This window comes from Bacillus sp. B28, assembly GCF_029536185.1.
In the GTDB taxonomy this organism is placed as follows: domain Bacteria; phylum Bacillota; class Bacilli; order Bacillales; family Bacillaceae; genus Bacillus; species Bacillus halotolerans.
This window is the reverse complement of record NZ_CP120511.1, coordinates 493,013-513,137: the sequence shown is the minus strand read 5'-3', so window position 1 is coordinate 513,137 and position 20,125 is coordinate 493,013. Positions and strand designations below refer to the sequence as shown.

The following is a 20,125-nucleotide window of genomic DNA, read 5'->3' as shown; positions in this document are numbered from 1 at the left end:
ACTGCCCTTTTACCGGCAGTGTCCGTCTTCATTTAGAATGTATGTTTAATCAATTGTTTTTCAGCGTGGCGTTCTTTAGCCAGCTCTACAAGCTGTTCAATGAGATCAGCGTATTCAACTCCGGCTTCTTTCCAGAGAAGCGGGAACATGCTGAACGGTGTAAAACCAGGCATCGTGTTTACTTCATTGATCAGCACTTCGCCGTCAGCTGTCAGGAAAAAGTCCGCTCTGACAAGTCCTGAACCGTCAATTGATTTAAACGCTCTGATCGCCATGTCACTGATTTTCGCGTATTCCTCATCTGTTACAGTCGCAGGAATAATCAGGTCAGTGTCTCCATCCTCGTATTTTGCTTTGTAATCGTAGAAATCTGTCTTAGGTGCGATTTCTCCAACTGCAGAGCATTTAGGATCATCATTTCCGAGAACGCCGATTTCAATTTCGCGGCCGTTGATGCCTTCTTCGACTACGACTTTCCGGTCATATTGGAACGCCAGCTCAAACGCTTTTTGCAGTTCTTCACGGTTTCGGCATTTGCTGATTCCGACGCTTGAGCCAAGGTTGGCCGGCTTCACGAAGCAAGGGTAGCCCAGTTCTTGTTCTACTTGCTCGCAGCTTTCTTCCGGAGAACGAGTCCAGTCTTTTTTAAGGAAGGCTGTGTATTTCGCCTGTGCAAGGCCGGCTTGCGCAAACAAATGCTTCATGACAACTTTATCCATGCCAGCTGAGGAAGCGAGCACGCCGTTGCCGACATAAGGAATATTTAAAAGTTCAAGCATTCCCTGGATCGTTCCGTCCTCTCCGTTCGGGCCGTGCAGGAGCGGGAAGACGACATCAATTGCTTCATTTTGCTGTGACACTTCCTGCGGAAACATCTCCTGGTTGAGAGCAGATGGAGAAAAAGCAGTTCCGCCCTGCTCAAGCTGAAGCATTTTTACGTTGGAAACAGGCTCTGTTAAACGTGTGCCTCTTATCCATTCGCCTTTTTCAGTTATATAAATTGGATGTATATCAAACTTCTCAGTATTTAGCGCTTTTGTTACAGCCAGAGCTGTCTGAAGCGAAACATTATGTTCGGCTGACTTACCGCCGTACACTAATCCTAGACTTGTTTTCAATGGATACTCCCCCCACTACAATTCATCTTTACTATCTTATCACTTTCACAAGAAAATGATCTAATTATTTTTGGGCATGCTGAAGCTGAATGCATTTGTATGTAATTCCTTTTTATTTTATATTAAAATGGCATTGAAAAGGAGATGTGACAGATGAAAAAAATCACAACAAAAGAACAATTTAATGAATTGATTCAATCTGATAAAGAAATCATTGTAAAGTTTTATGCTGATTGGTGCCCCGACTGCACACGCATGAATATGTTCATCGGCGATATTTTGGAAACGTACAATCAAAACGATTGGTACGAACTGAATAAGGACGAGCTTCCTGAACTGGCTGAAACATATCAGGTAATGGGTATTCCAAGCCTGCTCATTTTCAAAAATGGAGAAAAAACAGGCCATCTTCACAGCGCCAATGCCAAAACGCCTGAAGAAGTGACTGAATTCTTATCAGAACATATAAGCTAATTCGATAAGCAGCCCTATTTTATGTCGTCGGGCTCTACGTGAACATGAACATGAGTGACATCGTGTTCATGTTTTATTTTGTTTTCTACCTCATCTGCGACTCCATGGCCTTCCTCTACTGTCAGCTTCGGATCCACTGTAATGACCATCTCTATATGTACTGTGCTGCCCAAGTATCGCGCTTTCACGTCCTTAAGACGATGCACATTTTCTATCCGGCCGACAGTCTGTTTATAAGGTTCAAGATCTTTCAAGTGAAACCCGTCCGTTAATGAATGCGAAGCGTCTTTGAAGATATCCCAGGCTGTCTTGCAAATGATGATTCCGATAATAAAAGCCGTAACCGGATCTATCCAGGCCAGCTGCAGCTGGGACGAAAAAACACCGATAAACGCTCCGGCACTGACAAATGCGTCTGACCTGCTGTCCTTCGCCGCCGCCATAAGTGCAGAGCTTTTAATGGATGCTGCGAGCCTTTTGTTATATAAATAGATGCCGTACATGAACACTGCGCTGCCTAAAGCCGTCCACGCCGCGATAAGGCTTGGCGTTTCTGATGTGCCGCCCGCAATCGCTTTTCCTCCGCCAATTAACACTTCAATTCCAACAACCATCATAATAAAAGACGCAATAAGGGACGAAATTGTTTCAGCCCGATAATGGCCATATGGGTGGTCACTGTCAGCCGGCCTTTGGGAAATACGCAGTCCGATCAACACCGCGATCGACGCCACAATATCTGTCCCATTGTTTAACCCGTCTGCTCTCAGCGCTTCAGAATGATACAGTATTCCGATTGTCAGCTTCACAGCAGCAAGAATGATATATGCCAAAATATTGAGGAGTGCTCCTTTTTCTCCCTTTTTAAGATTATCTGTCCTCCCCATTGAATACCAGCCTCCATTCTATTACATAGTATGGTTAAAAACATGAAAAATAGCAGCAGCGGTTCTCAACGGGGAGGGAAATTTCGACAGCAAATTATTGCCCGGGAAACTTTTTGTCGATATGTTGAAGGTTTGCTTACTTACGAAAGAATAGGACTGTTTTCACCTTTACAGGCTGTGGCGGACATTGTATACTGGGGTTAATTGATAATGATTATCAATATCGTTTGATTGGAGGTTGGTGACACAATGACACCTCAGTCTGCAGAAATCAGAAAAAAGCATCTCATTCATCTGTTAATACAGAATGGTATATACAAAAAGTCAAAGCGTCATTTGTATGAATTGTCACTGATGGAGCTGGAAAGTGAATACAAAACATTGTCAGGAGGCGCCAGAGCATGCCAAAGCGTAAAATAAAAACCTACCAACAGCTGATCCAGGAAAACAAAGAGGCGATCATGGGCAATCCAAAGCTGATGAACGTCATTTACGACAGAATTGACCGCAAGCATCAGAAGAATCTTCAGGAACAAAACAATACATAAAAAAGAGCCGGCAAAGGCTCTTTTTTATTTAATGAAAGGCTTCTGCGGCCAGCTTTTGAATGACCGCATCGTCCATCGGCGGGTTATGGAGACCGGCGCGCACATCCCGGTAATAGCGCTGAAGCGGATTGGTGCGTTCGAGGCTTTTGGCCCCTGCAATTCTCATCGCTTTGTCTACAACAGAAAGCGCGGCGTTTGTGACGATATGTTTTGCCGCACCGAGCTCACTCTTCAAGTAAGGGCGGCGCTCCGGATCGTCATACAATTCAGCCGCATGAAAAAGAAAGTGTCTGGCATTCAGCAATTCAAGCTCCATTTCGCCTGTTCTTTGCTGAACGGCCGGAACATCCTTGATCGGCCCCTTCAAACTATTTGGAGAATACTCGGAGGCAAAGCGCACCGCATAGTCTCTAGCAGCTTGAGCCACGCCGAGATATACGGCCGGAATATGGAGCAGCCAGCCATTTTGCTTAGCTCCCCGCGGCCCTTGAAGCAGCTCCACCAGTTTATTGTCCTCGAGCGTTACCTCGTTTAATACAAGATCATGGCTGCCCGTAGCCCGCATCGCCATCATATCCCATGTTTCTTCAATTGATACACCAGGATCATTTTTATGAACCAACACCACACCAGTAGTTTGTTTTTCTTCAATCCATGCCGTCACTAAAAAATAATCAAGCGCTTGCGACATTGTCGTAAACGTTTTCCTTCCATTCACCACCCATTTGCCGTCCTTTTTGACGGCGGCAGTCCCGGGGCGTCCTCCCCTGGTCGGGCTCCCGGTTTTCGCTTCTGTCGCTGCTCTATTAATCACGGCGCCGTTTTGAACTTCCTTTGCGATGAACGCAAACACATCTTCATCCCAGCTGTTTCCTTCTCCGAGCTCTCCCATCACGCTTAAATGCCAGCCGATGCTCAGAGCTGCAGGAGCATCTCCCCGTGCAAGCCGCTCTTGAAAAAGCAGCATGTCGTAAACAGACATTCCTGCTCCCCCATGGGATTTTGGCACGGTTATCGCAGTATATCCCGAATCACGCAGTTTTTGTATTTTTTCGGCAGGAAATCGTCCCTGTTCATCATCCTCAGCGGCTGTTTGCTGAAATTCATCCGCTAGCTGTCCTATTTTCTCTATCCATTGCCGCTGTTTTTCGTTCCGTACAAATAATGACATCCGGCAGCCCCCCATTTTTTCAATTCCGATAAATTTAATATGTATTATAGATTTCCAGCCATGATTCCGCAACTGTTAACAATTTGTCCACGATAGAAAAACACGCCGTTCCCGAGGGAACAGCGTGTTTAAACCGGATTTGTATCCCGGTCTTGTTTCATACCGAGATAAATGAGCATATAAGTCAGGTAACCCATTGTCATGACCAATCCGCCGAAGAAAAAGCTTGAGAAAATCGGCTCTTCAAAGGCAGTAACTGCCGCAAGCACAATCCAGCTTGCATACAGATAAATGATAAAATAACGGATACCCGTCTTCATTTTATATATCATGTACAGCCCCACGAGAGAAAACAATCCCAGCGCGAGCCTGAAATATACAAGATGTTCAAACTGAAACATGAATGACACAAATGAGAATCCAAGCAGCAATACAATCGGTAAAGCGGTAATAAAGTTCCTCAATTCGAGACACCTCCGTCAGTACCTTTAGTATAAACCAAAACATCGAATGATATTGATTTACGTGAGCTTTTTCACAAAAATGTCATTCCTTGCCTTTAGATTCGAACATCCCGTTTGCAGAAACTCCACCAGGCAACGGCAATGAAGAAAACAGCATGAATCACAATAATCCCTACAGAGAACAATGGCGTCATGCCTGAAAACAGAGCCGTTTGTCCGCTTTTGTACTGAGTGAAGTCCGTGTTTGCAAAAAGCAAAAAGCTTCCCCATTTGTTTTCAAACAGCTTCATGATTTGCACAAGTGAACTTGCTCCATATAAAACGACAAAAGAAACAACAACTGAAATGGCACTGTTGCGGAACAGTGATGAACAAAGCAAACCGAATAATCCCATCAGCACCGCTTCTAGCCAGTTTGTGCCAATTAGCTCCAATGTGTTGATGAACAATGTTTTTGATTCAGATGTCACGGACGTGCCAAAAAAGACAAGACCGAATAATAAAGCCAGAATGTAGTATGCCAGATAAAGATAGAAGCTGACCATTACAACTGTCATTAGTTTTGACCAAAAGACCTTTTGCCGCTTGACCGGGCGAATAAGCAGAAATTTGATTGTCTTTTTATCAAATTCATTAGAAATAATCGTCGCTGCAATGACAATGGTTAACGCCTGCAGCAAGATATTCAGGGTCGGTGTATAGGAAAAGTAGCCGATGAAGTTTTCGTCAGTTCCGGCACTGATGACGATCCGTTTAATGATCAGCGCCATGAAAAATTGAAAAACGGCCATCAATATAAGCGAAATAAATGTGACTTTTCGATTAAAGAGTTTCATATGTTCATTCCATATTAATTTAGACAAGCTCTTCTCCCTCCTCTTGATGAGCGGTTGTCGCTTTTATAAATTCGTCTTCCAGTGACTGCGTATAAGGCATAATTGAAAATACGTTCAATCCTTGTCCGACTAGTGAGCGGTTCAGCTCTGGTATATTTTCTTTCGCTATATCCACCACGATGGAGCCGTCTTTACGTTCAGCTGTGTATCCATTGCCCGTCAGCCAATCGAGCGCTTTTTGCGCCGGCTGCACTTCAATAACGGCTTTCTCCGTTTTCTGACCGGCTCCATTCAGGCTCACTTCTGCTTTGATCTCGCCTTTTTGTATGATGATCACACGGTCACACAGGTCTTCAACTTCACGCAATAAATGAGTGGCGAATAAAACCGCTGTTCCTTCCTCTTCGGCGAGCTCCTTAATATGGTCGCGAAAATCCTTCATACCGGCAGGATCAAGACCGTTTGTCGGCTCATCTAAAATGAGAAGCTTCGGCCGGTGAAGAATCGCCTGAGCAATGCCGAGACGCTGGCGCATGCCGAGTGAGTAGGTTTTCACCTTATCATCAATCGCTGACGTCAGCCCGACTCGTTCCACCACTTCGTCCAGTCTTTCATCATCTATTTTTTTGTGCATATTTGCAAAGTGTTTGAGGTTCTCCCAGCCTGACAGATACGGGTAAAACTCAGGGTTTTCCACGATCGCGCCGACAGCTTCCATCGCTTGTTCGAACTCAGTGTCATGCTTAAATCCGTTGATGGCCACGCTTCCGCTGTTTTGTTTTAACAGTCCGACGATGATGCGGATGAGTGTCGTTTTTCCGGAACCGTTCGGACCGAGAAGACCGATAATCTCTCCCTGCCTGACGTCCATGCTGATCTGTTTTAAAATCTGTTTAGACCCTATTTTTTTATCAAGGCCTTCAATATGTAAAATCGGCTCAGCCATAAAGCCTTCCTCCTTTTTCCGACAAAAATAAACAGTGCCTAAAAATAGGCACTGTTTGTATTATAGCATTTGTTGCTTCCAAATGTTTGGTTAAACCGATAGAGTCGGTGCTTGCTCCGGCTGTTTGTTCTTTTCTGTTTCTGTAATGATGACGGCACAGGCCGCGTCTCCTGTTGTGTTGACCACTGTGCGAAGCATATCAAGCAAGCGGTCTATTCCGAGGATCAATCCGATCCCCTCAACAGGCAGGCCGACTGATTGAAGCACCATGGCGAGCATAATCAAACCGACTCCCGGAACACCCGCAGTTCCCACACTTGCTAATACAGCCGTCAATATTACCATCAGCAATTGCGTAAATGTAAGATCATGTCCGAATACCTGTGCAATGAAGATGGTGGCCACCCCTTGCATAATGGCTGTCCCGTCCATGTTAATCGTCGCCCCGAGCGGCTGAACGAAGCTGCTGATCGGCTCAGGCACTTTTAGTTTTTTCTGGGCTACATCCATTGATACCGGAAGCGTTGCATTGCTGCTTGAGGTACTGAACGCAACGACCATAACTTCTGAGAAATCTTTAAAGAACGTAATCGGATTTCTTTTTGCTAAAAGAGCCACTGTTGAACCGTATGTGACGATTGCATGTATGACAAGAGACAGCGTAACAACAATCATGTACAGCCCCATCGCTTTTATTGCACTGAATCCCTGGCTGCCGATAGCTGTCGCAATGAGACCAAACGTGCCGTATGGCGCAAACTTCATGACTAGGTTGACCAGATACATCATCAGTTCATTGCCCTGCTCCACGACTTTCAAAAGCATATCCGCTTTTTTGCCTAGCATCGTAATCCCGAGTCCGACAAAAATGGAAAACACGATAATCTGGAGCATGTTTCCTTCGGTCATCGCTTGAACGGGATTGGCCGGAATCATGTTCAGAAGTGTGTCAGCAATACTCGGCGCTTCTTCTGCCTCAAATTTAGCGGATGAGACATCATAAGTGCCGAACTCACCCGGCTTAATGACAAGCGCCAGTATAAGCCCGATCGTAATCGCCACCGCTGTCGTGATGAGAAAATAAGAAATGGCTTTCACACCGATTCTGCCAAGCTTTTTAGGATCGCCAAGCCCGGCAACTCCTAATGTAAGAGAGAAAAAAACAATCGGCACGACAAGCATTTTAATGAGGTTTAAAAAGATGGTGCCAAGAGGACCGAATACAAACTTATTCAAATTTTCAAATAATTCAGGCGATGTTACGTTAAGAATAATCCCTGTGACGGCACCCAGAACCAATGCAATGATGATCTTTGTTGCCAGTTTCATCCGCATTCCTCCTTTTTTTGAAAAAAAGCCCGCGAGAGACTCCCGCGGGCTTTGGCTGTATCATAAAACCACAGGATTCTCTCTTCACGCTGATGAGGTTAGCTGCCGGGTTCGGACGAAGAGATGTCCGTTTTTCAGATGAAAAATAAACCCCAAACGATCGGGTCCCCCACTCCTTTTAAAAAGGATTAAGCGTGTGGCTTACTATTGTATGTTGTAGTTTTATTTATACAGAAAATATCCAATTTTGTAAACTATTTTTTGTTACTTTTCTCTCGGGGTCTTTTAGGCCCTTTCTCCTTGTTGGTCACATCAAGAATATCAAGGAGAAATACAAAGATCGGAATCCCGATAATTAAGCCCCAAATGCCGAGAAAGTGCTCAGAAAAAATCAGGACTGTAAATGTGAAAAAGATCGGCAGCTCTGTTTTCGCTGACATCAGCTTCGGATTGAGGAAATATGTCTCAATCGCATGAATGGCGAAAATGACAAGCACAATGTAGAGCACATACATTCCGCCGCCTGTGCTGTATGCAATAATGCTAAGCGGGATCAGGGAGATGACAACGCCAGCTACCGGGATCAATCCGAGAAAGAAAACCATGATGGACAGCCCCAACAGCTGAGGGAAGTGCATAATCCAGAGTGCAATAAAAGTCAGTATGCAGTTCACGAGCGCGATGATAAATTGTGCCTCGAGCACCTTGCCGAACGTTCTCGCGAATTTACCTCCGAAAAAAGCAATCTCATTATAAAAAACAGCAAGCTTGCTCGTTTTAAACTGCTCCATAAATTCAGACAGCCGTTTTTTCTCGAATAAGAAGAACATGCTGAGAATGAGCGCCATCACGATCTGCAAGCCGAATGTGCTGATATCGGCCAGATACGTATAAAGTACATTGAAACCCTCTTTGACATACGAACTGATATTAATATCTCCGAAAACACTTGTGATCTCATCAAAGAAAGGAATGCTGCTTGGATGATACGCAATATGTTTAATCTGCTTGATCAGCTGCTGAATCTGTGCGGCAACGACCGGATAAAACACAAACCCTCCGACTGTAAGCAGCACGGCCAGCAAAATGTAGAGAAACGTAATGACAACCCGCTGGCTCACGTGGAAGAACCGGCTTAAAAACTGCCGGACGACAAGCTCCAAACGATCCATAAGAAATGTAAAAATGAAGGTCAGCAATATTAAGTTGATCATGCTCTTAAATAGATATAACACACCAGTTAACACGACAAAGATGGAAAAACGCCTTACTCCCGGGTGCTGAAAAAATTTTACTAAAGCGGCCATTTATACACTCCTGTTAGGACAAACGTCCTTCATTCAATATAGTATCCATTTGTAAATTATATAACAAAAAAATGCTGAGGTCTCTGTCCTCACCTTAATTATTCTTAAACAATTAAAAAAACGGCCCCATGAATGGGCCGTTCTTTTTTTCAGACTGCTGTTTTCATTTTTTTCATGCCTTCCACAGCCTCCACGCTTTTTGCTTCATCGAATTCTTTTTCGCTTTTTGCAACGATGATTGTGGCGATTCCGTTTCCGATCAGGTTCACAATCGCTCTTCCTTCACTCATGAAACGGTCGACACCAAGCAGAAGCGCAAGACCCTCAAGCGGAATGACCTGAAGTGCTGACAGCGTTGACGCAAGAACGATAAATCCGCTTCCTGTCACACCGGCTGCCCCCTTCGAAGTCAGCATCAGAACGAGGATAATCGTAATTTGCTGGCCGATGCTGAGATCCACTCCAAACACTTGAGCCAGAAAGACAGTCGCCATTGATAAATAAATGGATGTTCCGTCAAGGTTAAACGAATAGCCGGTCGGAATAACAAGCCCGACGACTGATTTTGAACAGCCGTAGCGTTCCATTTTATCCATCATTCTCGGAAGAACCGATTCTGAAGAGCTTGTGCCGAGCACGATGAGAAGCTCATCTTTGATGAAGCGCAGATAATTCCACAGGCTGAATCCGTATAGCTTGCAGATGATATTTAGAACAACAAACACGAACAGGAACATTGTGATATACACGGACAGCATTAAGCTGGCAAGCGGTTTGATGGAATCGAGTCCGAAGTGCCCGATCGTATACGCCATCGCTCCGAATGCGCCGATTGGAGCGGCACGCATAACGTAGCCGATAATTTTGAAAAAGACATGTGAAACTTTATCAAAGAAATCAATGACGCTTTTCCCTTTTTCACCTAATGCCGCTAGACCGACTCCGAAAAGAATGGAAAAGAATAAGACCTGCAAAATGTCCCCTTTTGCGAAGGCATCAACCATATTGGACGGTACGATGTGTGTGACAAATTCAACCCAGTCGATCCCCTGACCGCCATTTTGGGTGTATTGTGAGACATCTCCCTTTTCAAGCTTGCTGTAATCGAGGCCCGCACCCGGCTTCATAATATTGACGACAAATAAACCGATAATGAGTGCAAGGGTCGTAACAACCTCGAAATAAATAAATGCTTTTCCCCCTACTTTTCCAACCTTCTTCATATCGCCCATTTTTGCAATCCCGAGAACGATTGTGAAGAAAATGATTGGAGCGATCACCATTTTCACAGCGTTGATAAAGGTATCGCCAAGCGGTTTCATTTCTTTGCCGACATCCGGCCAAACCAATCCGACAATGACCCCGATGATGACCGCGGTTATGACTTGAACTGTTAAATTTTTAAACAGTCTCATATTCTTCCTCCCCCTGTCCTAGTCGCCTTTGTGTCTTTCTTACTAGAATGATAGCGTTTTCATTAGGGGTGGGGAAGTTTATGTTCATAACGGACATTTTGGTCTTTTTGGTCTCGGGTTTACACTTTAAATATGTAGCGGTTGACGGGGCGTCCGACTCCTCCGTACTGAACATCAAGCTGAATCGTTCCGTTCTTTTCGAGATAATCAAGATAGCGTCTCGCTGTCACTCTGGCAATGCCGAGAGCCTTGGCAACCTCTTCAGCAGAAAGAGGCGACGTCTGCTGCTTCAAAAAAGCAATGAGCTCATTCATCGTAAAATGATTCAATCCCTTCGGCAGATCCTGTACGGCCTGCTGCGGGATATTGAGGATGGCATCAAGCTGATCCTGGGAAAGCGTGTCGTTTTCCTCTATTTTTTGTTTATACCGCTTATATTTTTCAAGCGCCTGTCTCATGCGTTCGAGCTTAAACGGTTTTAAAATATAGTCAACTGCCCCATTTTGCAGCATAAGAGCAATTGTTTCCTTGTCTTTTGCAGCGGATACGACGATGGCATCAACCTCAAGCTTTTGCTTTCTGATCTCCTGCAAGGTTTTGATCCCGTCTTTTTTCGGCATGTACACATCCAGAATCACGAGTTCGGGCTGATTTTCTTTGATCAGCTTGATGCCTTCGTCCCCGTTCCCCGCTTGCGCGCAGACGGTAAAGCCATTAACGGTTGTTATGAAATCCTTATTGACTTCCTGAACCATCGGATCGTCTTCAATGAGCAGAACCTTGATTTCTTTACGAGCCATGCTGCGCTTCCTCCCCCTTCATCGGAAAAACGATTGAAAAAGACGTTCCCTGTCCCGGGTGTGAATCAACCTCTATCGCACCCGATCCTTTGTCTGTTATTTGCTTGACTAAATAGAGGCCATAGCCTGTGCCGCCTGTTTTATTCACTGTAAATCCTTTTTCGTAAAGGTACGGCATATGTGTGTGTTGAATCCCGCATCCGTTGTCTTCTATTAATATCGCAAGGATATCCTCCGTTTGTTCAATGCTGATGTCAATTCGTTTGTCATCAGACTGAACGGTTTCAAACGAGCCGAAGGCATTTTCAATCAGGTTGCCGAGAAGCACAACGATATCATGCTGGTCGACATGCTCGGGAAATTGCTGCAGGCTGCTGTTTTCATCAATATGCACAGCAATGCCGAGCTCTTTTCCCCTTCTGATTTTACTTAACAAAAGCCCCGCCGCGGCGTCATTTTGAATGGAGCGATGCAGAAACTCAGTGACGTTTTCCTGCTCGGTTGAAGTCTGAAACGCCAGCTGCAGCGCTTTTTCAGATTTCCCGAGCTGGATCAGGCCTGCGATGGTATGGAGCTTATTCATATGCTCATGATTTTGGACGCGGAGCGCTTCGACAAAGTTTTTGACACCCGTCAATTCCTCTGCCATCTTGGCCGCTTCCGTTCTGTCCTGAAAAATCGCGACGGCGCCGATGACTTTTTTCTTCATGACGATCGGAATCCTGCTGCTCATGATGACCTTTCCGCTCACACGAATTTCTTCATTATAAACCGCCTTGTTCCGTTCCACGATTTCGGGCAGGCGCGAATCCTTGAGTACATCCCAAATCACCTTTCCGACCAGATCGCCCTGCACCTCAAAAATCTGTTTGGCTTTTTCATTAAATATTGTGATGATATGCCGGTTGTCAATGGCGATCACGCCTTCGTTCATAGAGTGAAAGGTAGCGGTTCGCTCTTCATACATTCTGACAATCTCATGAGGCTCGAGCTGAAACATTTGCTTCTTGATATGGCGGGCCAGCAGGAACGAACCCGCCAGGCCGAACCCGAGTGTCAGCACGACGATGAAGGCGATATCCCTTCTTAAATGAAACAATATATCAGCCATCCCCGGCAGTGTTTTTCCAACGAGTACTACTCCGACCTGGTTCAAATCCTGATCCTTTACCGGATAAAAGGCCCGGACAGCCGTCCCGATCTCGCCCGCTGCTTCTGAGAAATAAATGTGCTCCGCAAACGCCGCTTCTTCATCTGCACCCTTTGACTTTTTTCCGATGTTTGTGGTGACAGGATGAGTATAGCGAATGTGATCCATGTCCATGACGACAATGTAGTCTGCTTCATTGATCATCCGGATCTCCTCAACCGCATGCCGGACGGCTTCTGTTTGTTCTTTTCGCGATAACGCCTCTTTCACCTCGGTCATCTCCGACACCGTCCGAGCCGTATTCATCAGCCGTTTTTTCAGCTCCCTTTCCTCTGTATGCTGAATATTGCCTATGAGCACAATGCCGCCGATCAAAAAGGAGAAAATGACGAGTATGTAGGAAAGGATCGTGATTTTCCAGCGGATTGAGAGCTTTTTTTTGTTCATCAGCTTCTCCTTTCAGGTCTTTACGAATCACATCTGCCCCATTATTCTTAACATAAGGGAGGGGGCTTTTCATGAAGAGTTTGCTTGCATGTCTCGGTCTGATGATCGCCGGAATTGCAACCGCTTTATTTATCGGATTCCATGACCGTTCAAACGGCGAAGAGATTGTGTATGATGACGATCAGGAAGGCTTACAGGATCAAATCGTATTCAAATTCAGCCACGTTGTTGCTGAAAACACGCCAAAAGGGCTGGCCGCCAACAAATTCGCCGAGCTCGTAAACGAGAAATCAGGCGGGAAAATGAAAATTGAAGTGTTCCCGAATGGAAGCCTGTATTCGGACATTGAAGAAATCGAAGCATTACAAAATGGCGACGTGCAATTTATCGCCCCCTCCACATCGAAGCTCGGTATGCTCTCTCCTGAATGGGGAGTTCTTGATCTTCCGTATGCATTTACAGACTATGATGCGGTTAAAAAAGGGCTGCACGGAACAATTGGAACACAGCTGTTTGATTCTTTAAAGAAAAACCAATTAAAGGGCCTGGCGTACTGGACAAACGGCTTTAAGCAAATCACCACGAATCAAGGCCCGGTCAAAACCCCGGATGATTTAAAGGGACAAGACCTGCGCATTATGCAAAGTAATGTAATAGAGGACCAGTTCAAGCTGCTTGGAGCAGCACCCCACCAGGAATCTTTCAATTCTACTTTTCAGCTGTTAGAAAACAATATAGTAGACGGCGAGGAAAATACAATCTCAAACATCTATTCTAAAAAATTTTATAATGTTCAAGACTATTTGACAATAAGCAGCCACGGTTACCTCGGCTACGCTGTGATGACAGATGAGCATTTCTGGAACGCGCAAACCCCGGAAACAAGACGCATTTTGACTGAAGCGATGAAGGAAACAACGGAGTGGAATGAAACGTATGCCGAAGAAATGAACAAGGAGCAGCTGGAAGAAATCAAAAAACATTCTTCTATTAAAATCTACGAGCTGTCAGATAAAGAGAAAAAAGAATGGATGAAGCGCCTTGATCCTGTTTACCGGAAGTACGAGCCAATCTTCGGCCGGAAGCTGATTCAGGAGCTTCTGGAGCTGCGCAAGGATTCGTAGCCCCCATCCCAATACGCTGCTTTTCGTTTATCTTTGTTCCCATCGGAAATATAGAAAGAGAGACACGAAAAAAGGAGATGGGAACATGTTTAAACATACGAAAATGCTGCAGCATCCTGCTAAGCCAGATCGTCCAGATCCATTATTCGCTAAAAAAATGCAAGAAATTTTAGGCGGGCAATTCGGAGAAATTTCTGTTGCCATGCAGTACTTATTTCAAGGCTGGAATACAAGAGGAAATGAAAAATACAAGGATTTGCTGATGGATACGGCAACTGAAGAAATTGGGCACGTTGAAATGATCGCTACCATGATCGCCAGACTTCTTGAGGATGCCCCGCTGGATGAACAGGAAAAAGCGGCTGATGATCCAGTCATCGGTTCCATCATGGGAGGCATGAATCCTCACCATGCCATTGTATCAGGACTAGGCGCCATGCCCGAAAGCAGTACAGGCGTACCATGGAGCGGAGGCTACATCGTAGCGAGCGGAAACCTGCTGGCAGACTTCCGCGCCAATCTGAATGCGGAATCACAAGGCCGTCTACAGGTTGCACGCCTGTTTGAAATGACGGATGACAAAGGCGTCAAGGACATGCTCAGCTTCCTGCTGGCGCGTGACACAATGCACCAAAACCAATGGCTGGCCGCCATTAAAGAATTAGAAGCACAGGAAGGTCCGGTTGTGCCGGGTACATTCCCGAAAGCACTTGAGAAACAGGAATTCTCTCATCAGCTTATCAATTTCTCTGAAGGTGAAGAAAGCGCCGAGCAAAACTGGCTGAAGGAGAAAGCCCCGGACGGAGAAGCGTTTGAATATGTGAGCGAAGCAAAAGCTTTTGGAGAAAAGCCGGAATTGAAGCCAGCTCCTCCTTTTGTTCATAATACGCTTCCTGGGCGTGAGTAAGAGGCTATCATAAAAAAGATAGATCACTCCAGCTGTGATCTATCTTTTTTTGTGCGTTTTCTGCCGCTCAAGCATCTCCAGACGATTGCCAAATGGATCTGAAATATAGAATCTGTCCGCTCCCAGAAGTTTATTGTCCTCAACTATTCCAATTCCATTGCATTTCAAATGTTCTTTTAAACCTTCTATATTCATAACCTCAAAGGCAGGGTGTGCTTTTTTAGCGGGAACAAAAGGTTCTTCTATCCCGATATGCAATTGTTTGTTCCCAAAAGTGAACCAGACCCCGCCCCGGGCTTTTAAATCATCAGGTTTTTCAATTTCCCGAAAGCCTAATATACCGCCGTAAAATTGTCTTGCAATAGTTTCACAGCCTTTAGGAGCCGCAAGCTGAATATGATCAATTTCAGTAAAATGAAAAGTCATCCGAATCAATCCCCCTGATTTCACATTTGAATGCCATTTTCTTCATTCTAATTCAATCAAAATAACAGGAGAATATCTTTATTGTTATTTTGATCGATAAAATCAGCTTATCATCTTTTTTAGGACGACTTCCCATAACTACGCTTTTGTCACGGTCCATCCAGGCTCGTATTTAATTTCCCGGTTCTCTAATAAGCAAGCGGCCCCCTCTGCATCAACCTGAGTAAGCGCCACTTCTATTGAAGATAACGTAGCCTTTTGCCCGATTTCTTCATAGATAACGTCATGTTCGTTCTCCATAAAATGATCATAGGCAGCTCTGTTCTCCCAAACGCTGGTGATTTCTGCGGTGAACAGCCCATCCGCTGTTTTCCGCCATCCGCCGGCCTGTTTGATGAAGCCACTTACATGTGATAGTGCTCCCCACTGTGACTGCGCCTTCGAAAATGCTTCAGCGTTTGCCGCGTCCACCCCACATACAATCTTTTTGATCAGCATTTTGATTCCTCTGTTATGACCGTTTCCGCATGAATGTGCTCGACGCAGAGATTCACGGTCCTGACGTAAGAGCGTGTGCGGTGTATGGTGCCTTTTGGGACAAGCAGGCTGTCATTCGTTTTTAACACCGCGGTTTCTTGATCCTCAAAATCAATAAGCAGCTCTCCCTCAAGAACGATAAATAATTCATCTGTGTCAGGGTGATGGTGCCAGTCGTATTCTCCTGTAAACACAGCGAGCCGTACACAATGGTCATTGACCTCTGAAATGGAGAAATTAGCGTGCTTTTCTTTGACTTCATTTGCAATGGCGAGCAGGTTTTGCATCTCAGGCATAAGTGAAAACTCCTTTTTCACCTATTCTACCGCAGCAGCGTCATTGGAAGGTATATTTTTTTCCATTTCATCATAAAAAGCGATCCAGCTGCTGCGCCGGATCGCTTTTTATCTACAGGTTGTCTGCCTTTTATGCTTTACTTAGTTAGTCGTTGTCGCGGGCGTTTCCGCCTTTTGAGCCGATTTCTTGATAGAATTCCTTATCATGATTTTTGCTTGTCGCTTCTCCGCCTTTACGGCCGATTTCTTGATAGAATTCTTTATCATGATTTTCGCTAGTGGCTTCTCCGCCTTTTTCACCGATTTCTTGATAGAACTCTTTGTCATGGTTCTTGCTAGTGGCTTCTCCGCCTTTTTCGCCGATTTCCTGATAGAATTCTTTGTCATGGTTTTTGCTAGTGGCTTCTCCGCCTTTTTGACCAATCTCTTGATAGAATTCTTTATCATGGTTTTTGCTAGTCGTTTCTCCGCCTTTTCTACCTGCTTCTTCTCTGCTCATTTTGTTATCTTGTGCCATTTTGAATTCCTCCTTTAATTGGTGTTGGTTGTTGTATTCCCGCTGTCATTTCTTTTAAACAAACAAAACACATTGAGTGTGTTTTAACTGAAAAAAGCAGACGGAATGCAGTGCCCGTCTGCTTTTCTTCTATTCATGATTCTGTTCTGTTTCTATGAGCCGCTCAAGGACGCGCCGCTTTTTATAGAGCATCATGCCTGTTTCGGTAATGTCATTTAAGGTCGAGCGATTAGCCGCCGCGCCAAAGACCATTCCCGCGACCGGCACCATTTGAAAAAGCTTTTTCCAGCCAAAGGTGTCACGGTAGCCTAAAACCACTTCCCTCCAGCCTTGGATTTGGGAAGCGACATTCTTATATGTACGGTCCTGATCATAATCTTTTAATTCTTTCAGAATGGATTTTTTACCGACAACATCTGCTGAAGTAAGCTGCAAACATTTTACGATAAAGACCCGCTCTTTTTTCTCCTTTGGATCATAGCCATAGGCCACTGCGATATCCTGCAGTGTTTTTAATGATAAACCGAGCACAGCCGGAATGTCTGCCGCCAGTGTAAATACGCCGCCCACACCCGTGGTCGCTCCCTGAACGGTTGCAGCGTTGATTCGGTTTTTGCCCATTGCTTCAGCAACATCATCCATAACAGCCAGAGGCGCTTTCTGTACGTCCTTCAGTGATTCAAAGGTTTGCTCGGGCAGTTTCTTTTGAAACGTTTTGATAATCTGTTTTTCCGATGTCAGGTACTGTCCTCCAGTTTGAACAAAGCTGCCCACCTCATCCAAAAGCTTGCCGATCTTTTTCTGGATGAATTCCGGCGTCAGCTTGTCCAGCAGCTGAAACGGGAGACGGCTGAGCTTTTCCCAAAACCAGACTTTTTGCTGATCTTTTTCCCATTTTTCTATTTCTTTTAATTGCTGATGTAAGTCTTCTTTAAGTTCTGCTGTCACCCAACTCGCACTTCCCTTCCGTTTTTCTACTATATAGTATACCTTCATTTTTCTCTAAAACGTTTTTATTTTTCACCTGCGGGTACCCTTTTTATAAAAGCAGAAGGAGTGATGGAAATGCCTTGGTCTATGAAGGATTACCCCGCTTCACTGAAAAATCTCGAGAAGCCTGTGAAGAAAAAGGCGATTGACATTGCGAATGCCATGATTGATGAAGGCTATGAGGACGGACGCGCCATTCCGATTGCGACGAGCAAAGCAAAGGAATGGGCGGAAAACGCCTCAAAAAAGGAAATTGACGACTTTCTCACACATGATGATGAAACAGAACGCGATAAGGAGGCAAACGATGACGCCAGACCGGAGCTAATGAATAAAGCGGAGCATGTCATCAAGCATAAAAGTGGCTGGGCCGTCAAAGCTGAGGATGCCAAACGTGTATCTGAAATCAAGGAGACGAAAAAGGAAGCGATTGAACGGGCGAAGGAAATTGCGGAACATAAAGGCACAGACGTCATTGTTCATTTGGCTGACGGCAGTGTGCAGAGAAAGATAAAAACAGAATCATAAGCAAATATGCTTTTGTACGTTTCGGGACTGGCTGGAACGGTTATTGATATATAAATCATTAAGGAGAGGTGAATATGATGCTTAGCTTTTTGGTTTCATTAGTTATTGCTATCTTAATTGGACTAATCGGAAGCGCCATCGTCGGCAACCGCATGCCGGGAGGAATCTTCGGTTCGATGATTGCAGGGCTGATCGGCGCATGGATCGGGCATGGCTTACTCGGAACTTGGGGACCAAGCCTTGCAGGATTTGCCATTATTCCGGCAATTATCGGGGCAGCGATCTTCGTATTCTTACTGAGCCTCGTATTCCGCGGACTGCGCAAGGAAGCCTAGATATTAGATGATTCAGGAGGCATCGTTTCATACAGAAACGATGTCTTTTTATGTATGGACCTTATCAGATGCCCTACATATCATGTTACATAACAGGGAAAAATTTGAGTGTCATTTTTGACCATCATTGGTTGACAAGAAATCAGGATGGTCATATGATGTAGATAAAATAATTTGGTTTAAGGAAACTCTTTGTTGTATGGCAAAAACAATTAGAATTCAGGTGAGTACATGATGAATAAGGACATCACAGCACAATCTCCCCGTTCCAAAGCAGTCCAAGATGCGCTTGACGGGAAAAGCAGAGGATTCAGAGGACTGCTGCCTTTTTTAGGCCCGGCGTTTATTGCAGCCATTGCCTATATCGATCCCGGTAACTTCGCAACAAATATATCAGCTGGTTCTAAATATGGATATATGCTGCTATGGGTGATTTTATTTTCTAATATCATGGCGCTCTTGATCCAGTCACTCTCCGCCAAACTCGGTATCGCGACCGGCAAAAACCTGCCTGAGGTCGCTCGTGAGGAATTTCCTAAGCCCGTCTCTATCGGCTTATGGATTCAAGGCGAACTCGTCATTATTGCGACTGATCTGGCGGAATTTATCGGAGCGGCATTGGGACTGTATTTGCTGTTTGGCATCCCGATGCTCGAAGCGTCTATTATTGCGGCGATCGGCTCTTTCGCGATTTTGGAGCTTCAGCGCCGCGGTTATCGATCACTTGAAGCCGGTATTGCCGGCATGCTGTTTGTAGTGGTCATCGCCTTTGCGCTGCAGACCTTTTTTGCAAAGCCGGATGCCGTCTCAGTGATGAAAGGACTTTTCGTTCCGACATTTCATGGCACCGACAGCGTGCTTCTTGCAGCAGGTATTCTCGGCGCAACCGTTATGCCGCATGCCATTTATTTACACTCTGCCCTCACACAGCGGCGGGTGGTCGGCAAAACAGATGCTGAACGGAAGAAAATCTTCAGATTCGAATTTATTGATATTTTAATAGCGATGCTGATTGCAGGGGCTATTAATGCGAGTATGCTGATTGTGGCTGCCGCATTATTCTTCAAAAACGGGCTGTTTGTCGAGGACCTTGATGTCGCGTTTCAGCAGTTCGGTCATCTTGTCAGTCCTGTTTCAGCCGCGTTATTCGGAATCGGCCTGCTGGTAGCGGGCCTGTCCAGCTCGTCTGTCGGAACACTTTCAGGCGATGTGATTATGCAGGGATTTATCAACTACCGCATCCCGCTGTATGTACGGCGGTTCATCACCATCATTCCGCCGATCTTGATCATTGCATCAGGAGTCAATCCGACGTCGGCTCTTGTACTGAGCCAGGTGGTTCTTTCCTTCGGCATTGCCTTTGCTTTAATCCCGCTTATCATGTTCACAAGCAACAAGCGGATTATGGGTTCGCTGATCAATGCCAAATGGGTAACAGTGGTTTCTTGGCTGATCGCTGTGCTGATTGTTGCTTTGAATGTGTTTTTGATCGTCGATACGTTCCGTTAGAAAAAAACCGGCTGAAAGAGCCGGTTTTTTATTTTGGCTTAAAAGCTCATTGATATCATTTTTT

The 20,125-nt window shown here is 45.1% G+C and carries 23 protein-coding genes, 1 pseudogene and 1 riboswitch; of the genes and pseudogenes, 8 read left to right on the top strand and 16 right to left on the bottom strand.

Annotated features, from left to right (window positions below):
- Positions 1-32: 32 nt before the first annotated feature.
- Positions 33-1,118, bottom strand: coding sequence for a D-alanine--D-alanine ligase (locus tag P3L57_RS02625; RefSeq protein ID WP_059334530.1), 1,086 nt, complete (start codon positions 1,116-1,118; stop codon positions 33-35).
- Between the two features lie 153 nt (positions 1,119-1,271).
- On the opposite strand from P3L57_RS02625, the gene P3L57_RS02620 reads away from it, so the two are divergent.
- Positions 1,272-1,592, top strand: coding sequence for a thioredoxin family protein (locus tag P3L57_RS02620; protein ID WP_010333104.1), 321 nt, complete (start codon positions 1,272-1,274; stop codon positions 1,590-1,592).
- Between the two features lie 14 nt (positions 1,593-1,606).
- Here the strand turns inward: P3L57_RS02620 and P3L57_RS02615 are convergent, their stop codons facing one another.
- Entirely contained in the window at positions 1,607-2,479 is an 873-nt protein-coding gene (locus tag P3L57_RS02615) for a cation diffusion facilitator family transporter (RefSeq protein WP_069487527.1), read from the bottom strand.
- Between the two features lie 249 nt (positions 2,480-2,728).
- On the opposite strand from P3L57_RS02615, the pseudogene P3L57_RS02610 reads away from it, so the two are divergent.
- Together P3L57_RS02610 and fbpB are read left to right on the top strand one after the other, a co-directional pair.
- Positions 2,729-2,894 (top strand): annotated as a pseudogene (locus tag P3L57_RS02610) (Fur-regulated basic protein FbpA).
- On the top strand, positions 2,881-3,027 hold the full coding sequence (gene fbpB / locus P3L57_RS02605) for a Fur-regulated basic protein FbpB (protein WP_010333101.1): 147 nt from the start codon (positions 2,881-2,883) through the stop codon (positions 3,025-3,027). The pseudogene P3L57_RS02610 and the gene fbpB overlap by 14 nt, the downstream one beginning before the upstream one ends.
- Positions 3,028-3,055: 28 nt before the next feature.
- Here fbpB and P3L57_RS02600 read toward each other — a convergent pair whose 3' ends face one another.
- The 9 genes from P3L57_RS02600 to dctS all read right to left on the bottom strand — a co-directional run bounded on the left by P3L57_RS02600 (position 3,056) and on the right by dctS (position 12,892).
- Positions 3,056-4,198, bottom strand: a complete 1,143-nt coding sequence (locus P3L57_RS02600) for an acyl-CoA dehydrogenase family protein (RefSeq protein ID WP_059291913.1) — start codon at positions 4,196-4,198, stop codon at positions 3,056-3,058.
- A 128-nt stretch (positions 4,199-4,326) separates the two neighbouring features.
- Positions 4,327-4,662: a hypothetical protein gene (locus P3L57_RS02595; protein ID WP_044161748.1), complete on the bottom strand. Its 336-nt coding sequence runs from the start codon at positions 4,660-4,662 to the stop codon at positions 4,327-4,329.
- Between the two features lie 95 nt (positions 4,663-4,757).
- Positions 4,758-5,525 (bottom strand): ABC transporter permease, encoded by a 768-nt coding sequence (locus tag P3L57_RS02590; RefSeq protein ID WP_059334527.1) that lies wholly within the window; start codon positions 5,523-5,525, stop codon positions 4,758-4,760.
- Complete coding sequence (locus tag P3L57_RS02585) at positions 5,518-6,444, bottom strand: ABC transporter ATP-binding protein (protein ID WP_069487526.1); 927 nt, start codon at positions 6,442-6,444, stop codon at positions 5,518-5,520. Before P3L57_RS02585 ends, P3L57_RS02590 begins: the two co-directional genes overlap by 8 nt.
- Before the next feature lie 90 nt (positions 6,445-6,534).
- Positions 6,535-7,773 (bottom strand): dicarboxylate/amino acid:cation symporter, encoded by a 1,239-nt coding sequence (locus P3L57_RS02580; protein WP_059334525.1) that lies wholly within the window; start codon positions 7,771-7,773, stop codon positions 6,535-6,537.
- A gap of 73 nt (positions 7,774-7,846) precedes the next feature.
- A riboswitch (cyclic di-AMP (ydaO/yuaA leader) is annotated at positions 7,847-7,978 on the bottom strand.
- A 49-nt stretch (positions 7,979-8,027) separates the two neighbouring features.
- A complete protein-coding gene (locus P3L57_RS02575; RefSeq protein ID WP_069487525.1) occupies positions 8,028-9,080 on the bottom strand; it encodes an AI-2E family transporter in 1,053 nt (350 codons plus the stop codon).
- Positions 9,081-9,229: 149 nt separating this feature from the next.
- Positions 9,230-10,495, bottom strand: coding sequence for a C4-dicarboxylate transporter DctP (dctP, locus tag P3L57_RS02570; RefSeq protein ID WP_059291916.1), 1,266 nt, complete (start codon positions 10,493-10,495; stop codon positions 9,230-9,232).
- 119 nt (positions 10,496-10,614) lie between these two features.
- Positions 10,615-11,295 (bottom strand): two-component system response regulator DctR, encoded by a 681-nt coding sequence (locus P3L57_RS02565; protein WP_059291917.1) that lies wholly within the window; start codon positions 11,293-11,295, stop codon positions 10,615-10,617.
- Entirely contained in the window at positions 11,285-12,892 is a 1,608-nt protein-coding gene (gene dctS / locus P3L57_RS02560) for a two-component system sensor histidine kinase DctS (protein WP_059334522.1), read from the bottom strand. The genes P3L57_RS02565 and dctS overlap by 11 nt, the downstream gene beginning before the upstream one ends.
- Positions 12,893-12,963: 71 nt before the next feature.
- On the opposite strand from dctS, the gene P3L57_RS02555 reads away from it, so the two are divergent.
- Together P3L57_RS02555 and P3L57_RS02550 are read left to right on the top strand one after the other, a co-directional pair.
- The gene (locus tag P3L57_RS02555) at positions 12,964-14,016 is read left to right on the top strand and encodes a TRAP transporter substrate-binding protein (protein ID WP_044161763.1); all 1,053 of its coding nucleotides are present in this window, start codon (positions 12,964-12,966) and stop codon (positions 14,014-14,016) included.
- A gap of 85 nt (positions 14,017-14,101) precedes the next feature.
- Entirely contained in the window at positions 14,102-14,923 is an 822-nt protein-coding gene (locus P3L57_RS02550; protein ID WP_059334521.1) for a manganese catalase, read from the top strand.
- Positions 14,924-14,962: 39 nt separating this feature from the next.
- Here the strand turns inward: P3L57_RS02550 and P3L57_RS02545 are convergent, their stop codons facing one another.
- The 5 genes from P3L57_RS02545 to P3L57_RS02525 all read right to left on the bottom strand — a co-directional run bounded on the left by P3L57_RS02545 (position 14,963) and on the right by P3L57_RS02525 (position 17,647).
- A complete protein-coding gene (locus P3L57_RS02545; RefSeq protein WP_059291921.1) occupies positions 14,963-15,349 on the bottom strand; it encodes a VOC family protein in 387 nt (128 codons plus the stop codon).
- A gap of 138 nt (positions 15,350-15,487) precedes the next feature.
- Positions 15,488-15,847 carry a YdbC family protein gene (locus P3L57_RS02540; protein WP_069487524.1) on the bottom strand — a complete coding sequence of 120 codons (360 nt, stop codon included), beginning with the start codon at positions 15,845-15,847 and terminating at the stop codon, positions 15,488-15,490.
- Positions 15,841-16,182 carry a cupin domain-containing protein gene (locus P3L57_RS02535; RefSeq protein WP_044161767.1) on the bottom strand — a complete coding sequence of 114 codons (342 nt, stop codon included), beginning with the start codon at positions 16,180-16,182 and terminating at the stop codon, positions 15,841-15,843. Before P3L57_RS02535 ends, P3L57_RS02540 begins: the two co-directional genes overlap by 7 nt.
- A gap of 145 nt (positions 16,183-16,327) precedes the next feature.
- Positions 16,328-16,699, bottom strand: a complete 372-nt coding sequence (gene gsiB / locus P3L57_RS02530; RefSeq protein WP_010333086.1) for a glucose starvation-inducible protein GsiB — start codon at positions 16,697-16,699, stop codon at positions 16,328-16,330.
- 129 nt (positions 16,700-16,828) lie between these two features.
- On the bottom strand, positions 16,829-17,647 hold the full coding sequence (locus tag P3L57_RS02525; RefSeq protein ID WP_095532970.1) for an EcsC family protein: 819 nt from the start codon (positions 17,645-17,647) through the stop codon (positions 16,829-16,831).
- A gap of 117 nt (positions 17,648-17,764) precedes the next feature.
- Here P3L57_RS02525 and P3L57_RS02520 point away from each other — a divergent pair, with 117 nt between their 5' ends.
- The 3 genes from P3L57_RS02520 to P3L57_RS02510 all read left to right on the top strand — a co-directional run bounded on the left by P3L57_RS02520 (position 17,765) and on the right by P3L57_RS02510 (position 20,061).
- Complete coding sequence (locus P3L57_RS02520; RefSeq protein WP_044161772.1) at positions 17,765-18,217, top strand: DUF2188 domain-containing protein; 453 nt, start codon at positions 17,765-17,767, stop codon at positions 18,215-18,217.
- A gap of 77 nt (positions 18,218-18,294) precedes the next feature.
- The gene (locus tag P3L57_RS02515) at positions 18,295-18,552 is read left to right on the top strand and encodes a GlsB/YeaQ/YmgE family stress response membrane protein (protein WP_010333083.1); all 258 of its coding nucleotides are present in this window, start codon (positions 18,295-18,297) and stop codon (positions 18,550-18,552) included.
- 231 nt (positions 18,553-18,783) lie between these two features.
- Complete coding sequence (locus P3L57_RS02510; RefSeq protein WP_049809886.1) at positions 18,784-20,061, top strand: Nramp family divalent metal transporter; 1,278 nt, start codon at positions 18,784-18,786, stop codon at positions 20,059-20,061.
- The last annotated feature ends 64 nt before the right edge of the window (positions 20,062-20,125 follow it).

Coding starts and splice junctions, on each gene's coding strand:
- P3L57_RS02620 (WP_010333104.1), top strand. CDS start 1,272: ATGAAAAAAATCACAACAAAAGAACAATTTAATGAATTGATTCAATCT.
- P3L57_RS02615 (WP_069487527.1), bottom strand. CDS start 2,479: ATGGGGAGGACAGATAATCTTAAAAAGGGAGAAAAAGGAGCACTCCTC.
- fbpB (WP_010333101.1), top strand. CDS start 2,881: ATGCCAAAGCGTAAAATAAAAACCTACCAACAGCTGATCCAGGAAAAC.
- P3L57_RS02600 (WP_059291913.1), bottom strand. CDS start 4,198: ATGTCATTATTTGTACGGAACGAAAAACAGCGGCAATGGATAGAGAAA.
- P3L57_RS02585 (WP_069487526.1), bottom strand. CDS start 6,444: ATGGCTGAGCCGATTTTACATATTGAAGGCCTTGATAAAAAAATAGGG.
- P3L57_RS02580 (WP_059334525.1), bottom strand. CDS start 7,773: ATGAAACTGGCAACAAAGATCATCATTGCATTGGTTCTGGGTGCCGTC.
- P3L57_RS02575 (WP_069487525.1), bottom strand. CDS start 9,080: ATGGCCGCTTTAGTAAAATTTTTTCAGCACCCGGGAGTAAGGCGTTTT.
- dctP (WP_059291916.1), bottom strand. CDS start 10,495: ATGAGACTGTTTAAAAATTTAACAGTTCAAGTCATAACCGCGGTCATC.
- P3L57_RS02565 (WP_059291917.1), bottom strand. CDS start 11,295: ATGGCTCGTAAAGAAATCAAGGTTCTGCTCATTGAAGACGATCCGATG.
- dctS (WP_059334522.1), bottom strand. CDS start 12,892: ATGAACAAAAAAAAGCTCTCAATCCGCTGGAAAATCACGATCCTTTCC.
- P3L57_RS02555 (WP_044161763.1), top strand. CDS start 12,964: ATGAAGAGTTTGCTTGCATGTCTCGGTCTGATGATCGCCGGAATTGCA.
- P3L57_RS02550 (WP_059334521.1), top strand. CDS start 14,102: ATGTTTAAACATACGAAAATGCTGCAGCATCCTGCTAAGCCAGATCGT.
- P3L57_RS02545 (WP_059291921.1), bottom strand. CDS start 15,349: ATGACTTTTCATTTTACTGAAATTGATCATATTCAGCTTGCGGCTCCT.
- P3L57_RS02540 (WP_069487524.1), bottom strand. CDS start 15,847: ATGCTGATCAAAAAGATTGTATGTGGGGTGGACGCGGCAAACGCTGAA.
- P3L57_RS02535 (WP_044161767.1), bottom strand. CDS start 16,182: ATGCCTGAGATGCAAAACCTGCTCGCCATTGCAAATGAAGTCAAAGAA.
- gsiB (WP_010333086.1), bottom strand. CDS start 16,699: ATGGCACAAGATAACAAAATGAGCAGAGAAGAAGCAGGTAGAAAAGGC.
- P3L57_RS02520 (WP_044161772.1), top strand. CDS start 17,765: ATGCCTTGGTCTATGAAGGATTACCCCGCTTCACTGAAAAATCTCGAG.
- P3L57_RS02515 (WP_010333083.1), top strand. CDS start 18,295: ATGCTTAGCTTTTTGGTTTCATTAGTTATTGCTATCTTAATTGGACTA.
- P3L57_RS02510 (WP_049809886.1), top strand. CDS start 18,784: ATGATGAATAAGGACATCACAGCACAATCTCCCCGTTCCAAAGCAGTC.